1 protein-coding gene and 1 pseudogene are annotated in these 706 nt (G+C 48.7%); both read right to left on the bottom strand.

The features are described from left to right. Positions 1-637: solute carrier family 23 protein (locus ACWHAR_RS27260; RefSeq protein ID WP_452088455.1), on the bottom strand; the 637-nt coding region annotated here is incomplete at its 3' end. After that, positions 634-706, bottom strand: a pseudogene (locus tag ACWHAR_RS27265) (xanthine phosphoribosyltransferase); the annotation flags it as partial. The pseudogene ACWHAR_RS27265 and the gene ACWHAR_RS27260, both read right to left, overlap by 4 nt.

Below are 706 nucleotides of genomic sequence, written 5' to 3' on the forward strand. Positions count from 1 at the left end.
AGCCAGCGTTTGCGACTTCTGTAAAATCAACTTTTCCCATTAGAGCGGCGCCGGCTGTTCCTGCGATCAAGCCGATTAAAATGGAAATTGACTTGATAAATCCTGATGTAAAACGATATAAAAGGACGATGACTAGTAAAACGGAAAAAGCTAAAGCAAGATTGGACAGCTCGCCGAAATCGCTGCTGCCTTCACCGCCGGCCATGTTGTTCATCGCAACGGGAATCAAGGTGATACCGATCACCGTGACGACAGATCCTGTGACCACGGGAGGGAAAAACTTAACAAGCTTTCCGAAGAAAAAAGAAATGATGACGACAATCACACCACCTGCTATGATGCTTCCATAGATCGCTGGAATACCATATGTCGAGGCGATCGAAATCATCGGAGAAACGGCTGTGAACGTACACCCCAATACAACAGGCAAACCGATACCGAAAAAGCGGTTTTTCCAAACTTGCAGCAGCGTCGCCACACCGCACATCAAAATGTCGGCAGATACAAGGTATGTCAGCTGAGCCGGCGTCAGACCGAGAGCGCCGCCGACGATCAGCGGTACGACAACGGCTCCTGCATACATGGCAAGGACGTGCTGAATGCTTAATGAAACAGTTTTACCGGCTGTAAGTTTCATGACCCAACCTCCTGTAAAAAGGTAACTTTTCCACCGGCAAGAGAGGCAATACGCGCAAGGGATTCGACT

The sequence above is a fragment of the Bacillus sp. LR--39 genome (assembly GCF_053613335.1).